At 70.8% G+C, this 3355-nt stretch carries 2 protein-coding genes; both read right to left on the bottom strand.

Features of this window, described 5'->3' with window-relative positions:
• Position 1: 1 nt before the first annotated feature.
• Positions 2–2194, bottom strand: coding sequence for an acyltransferase family protein (locus ACFVJS_RS27105; RefSeq protein ID WP_378886658.1), 2193 nt, complete (start codon positions 2192–2194; stop codon positions 2–4).
• A 51-nt stretch (positions 2195–2245) separates the two neighbouring features.
• Positions 2246–3268: a threonine aldolase family protein gene (locus ACFVJS_RS27100; RefSeq protein WP_378886657.1), complete on the bottom strand. Its 1023-nt coding sequence runs from the start codon at positions 3266–3268 to the stop codon at positions 2246–2248.
• Positions 3269–3355: the final 87 nt, after the last annotated feature.

Raw genomic sequence — 3355 nt, 5'->3', positions numbered from 1 at the left:
GCTAGCCGTGGGTGCCGAGCCCCATCCGGCGAGCCAGCGGCTCGACGAGCCGGGGTGCGTACTGACGGGACATGTGGGTGCCGTCGTAGTGGGTGATGGTGTCACCCACTACGGCGGGGCAGGACCCGTCCCAGCAGAAGTAGGAACTCATGTCGACGACGTCGACGCCGACCTCCTCGGCCGCCCGGACCTGGACGTCGATCGAGGTCTCCCGGTCCTCGTCCCCGCTCATCAGGCAGTCGCCGAGGGTGGCGCCGGGCCGGGACAGGCAGGTCCCGGCGTTGGCGTCGAAGCCCTGGATGTCGCGGATCAGCACCGTACGTCGGGTGTGCCTGTCCACGCGGCGCAGGAAGTCGGTGTAGGCCGGGTGCATCAGCTCGTCGATCCGGCGGCGCTCACCGACCCAGTCGCCGTCCCCGTCGTAGACGCCCTGGATCGGGGGAGCGGTGGAGACGACGGTCAGGTCGGGGTCGAGCCGCTTGTACTGCTCGAACGCCCAGCGGTTGAACTCGTCGCACTCGGTGTAGGGGTCCTTCTCACCGCCGCGGTCGGTGGTGATCGAGGCGGAGACGCAGCGGTTCTTGACCAGGAAGTAGGTCTTGAAGCCGTGTCTCTTCCCGATCCGGTTCAGCGTGGGGACCCAGTGCAGGGCGTGGGAGTTGCCGAAGACCACCATCGTCCGGTCCCCGTCGGGGTCGCCTTCGACGCACAGGTCGCGCTCGGTGTCGTCGGTGTAGTCGCACCGCGTGCGGCGCGGCTTGAGGGAGTCGAGCTCGGTGAGTGCGGGCCGGAGCTCGGTCGGCACCGAGGTGTCGTCACGGGCGGCCAGCACCGAGGCGCGTACCAACGCCTCCTGCTCGTCCAGCGACGGATCGGCCGCGGGTGCGTCGGCCAGCGTGACCGCCGGCTGGTAGGAGCCGCGAGTGGCCTCGAAGTCGGCGTAGACGGTGCCGCCCAAGGCGATCGTGGCCACCAACCCGATGCTGACCGGGTAGAAGGTCAGCGCGCGCCGGGTCGGCCGCCAGACCGCGCCCTCACGGAAGGGGGCCTCGACGAGCCGGAACGAGACGTACGCCAGCACGAACGCGCCCCCGACGGCCAGGCCGCGCTCGGGCCGGGTGAGCTCGCGCTGGAGGACGATCTCAGGCATCACCAGGAGCGGCCAGTGCCACAGGTAGAGCGAGAAGGACCAGTCGCCGATCGCCCGCATCGGGGGGACCGACAGCAGCCGGGCGCCGAGGGTCGCCTCGCCCGACGGCAGTGCGCCGGCGAGGATGACGGCCGCGGACCCGAGGACCGGGAGCGCGGCCTGGTAGCCGGGGAACGGGGTGGCCTCGTCGTAGGCCAGGCACGCGACGACGATCGCGGCGAGTCCGCCCAGGACGAGCAGCTCGCGGGTCCAGGAGGCGCGGGCGAGCTGTTGCATCACCCGCCCGCTGGTGACCAGGATCGCAAGCGCGGCGCCGATCCCGAGCTCCCAGGCACGGGTGAGCGAGGAGAAGTAGGCCGCGGTGGCGTCGCCGGGCGTGTGGACGACCGACCAGGCGAAGCTCGTGAGGGTGATCAGCGCGATCGCGGCCAGCAGGAACCGGCGTGCCCGTGCCGAGCTCTGCTGGATGTCACCCTCGCCACGCTGGGAGGCACCGATCCTGCTCGCCACGACGATGCTGATCACCGCGACGAGCGGCCAGACCAGGTAGAACTGCTCCTCGACCGCCAGCGACCAGAAGTGCTGGACCGGCGACGGGGGCAGCTCCGCCTGGAAGTAGTCGGTGCCGGAGACGGCCATCCGGATGTTGGCCGCGAACGCCGAGGCCCAGACCGCGTCGACGGCGAGCGGCGCCACCTGGGCAGGACCCAGCAGAAGGACCGCGGCGACCACGGTCACCGCCAGGGTGAGGGTGGCAGCCGGGAGGATGCGCCGGGCCCGGCGCGCGTAGAAGCGCCTCAGCGATATCCGGCCGGTGCGGCCGAGCTCACCGACGAGCTGCTGGGTGATCAGGAAGCCCGAGATGACGAAGAAGACGTCGACGCCGACGAAGCCACCGGCGAACCAGGAGACGCCCGCGTGGGCGGCGAGGACGGTGAGGATGGCGACCGCGCGAAGGCCTTGGACGTCGCCACGCAGTTGTCGTGGGTGGGTCTTCGGAGGAGCTGTGGGGACTGACGAGGGGACCGAGATGTCAGAAGACATAGGCGGGCGAGGCTAGCAACCCCCGCCACGTCGGGTGGGCCCCCGTGGGTATCAGGCGCTGCCCAGCAACCCGAGGACCGTGCGGACGTCGTCGCTCGTGGTCTGCCAGGACGTCACGAACCGCACCTGCCCGTCGAGGCGGTGGAACAGCACGCCCGCGGCCTCCAGGCGGTCGGCGGTCTCCTCGGGGAGATCCAGCCAGGCCAGGTTGACGTCGACAGTGTTGGTGATGCGTACGCCGGCCGTGCGGAGGCCTTCGGCGAGCTCCGCCATCCGCTCGTTGGCGTTGCGGGCGTTGTGGAGCCAGAGGTCGTCGGTGAGGTAGGCGAGCAGCTGGGCCGACTGGTAGCGCATCTTCGAGGTGACGTGGCCGCTGCGCTTGGTGCGGTAGACCAGCTCGTCGGCGGGAGTGTCGGTGAAGCAGACGATCGCCTCGGCCGAGAGGGCGCCGTTCTTGGTCGCGCCCAGGGAGAGCACGTCGACACCCGCGCGCCAGGTGAGGTCGGCCGGCGACGCACCGGTGGCCACGACACCGTTCGCGAAGCGGGCGCCGTCGAGGTGCACCCGCAGGTCGCGGGTCTTGGCGATCGCGGTCAGCTCGGCGATCTCCGCGACGGAGTAGACCGTGCCGTAGTCGGACGGCGAGGTCAGCGAGAGGACGGCCGGCTGGGAGTGATGCGGGTCGCCCCAACGTACGCCGTCCAGGTGGGCCTGCAGGGCCTCCGGCGCCATCTTGTAGTCCTCGCCCGCGATGCCCGTCATCACCGCCCCGCCGCTCAGGAAGGAAGTGGCGCCGCCCTCGCTGCCGAGGATGTGCGCGGTCTCGTGACACACGACCGAACCCCACGGCGGGGTCATCGCGGAGAGCGAGAGAGCGTTGGCTGCGGTGCCGCTCAGGACCGGGAAGACGCGGGCCGTCGGGTGCTCGAAGACCTCGCGGACGCGGCTCTCGAGCGCGGCGGTCACCTCGTCACCTCCGTAGGCGAGGGCGGATCCGGAGTTGACGGCAGCCATCGCCTCCAGGATCGCGGGGGAGACGGCGGCGGCGTTGTCAGAGCGAAGTTCGACGGTCACGGTCCCTATTCTGGCGCGTCGCCTTCGTCGGCGGGCGCGCGGTGTAACACGTTGTTCGTAGGACTACTCGCCCTATCTAATAAGGCG

It is taken from the genome of Nocardioides sp. NPDC057772 (assembly GCF_042798075.1).
Taxonomy (GTDB): Bacteria; Actinomycetota; Actinomycetes; order Propionibacteriales; family Nocardioidaceae; genus Nocardioides.
The sequence above is the reverse complement of the archived record's forward strand: the minus strand, read 5'-3'. Positions and strand labels throughout refer to the sequence as shown.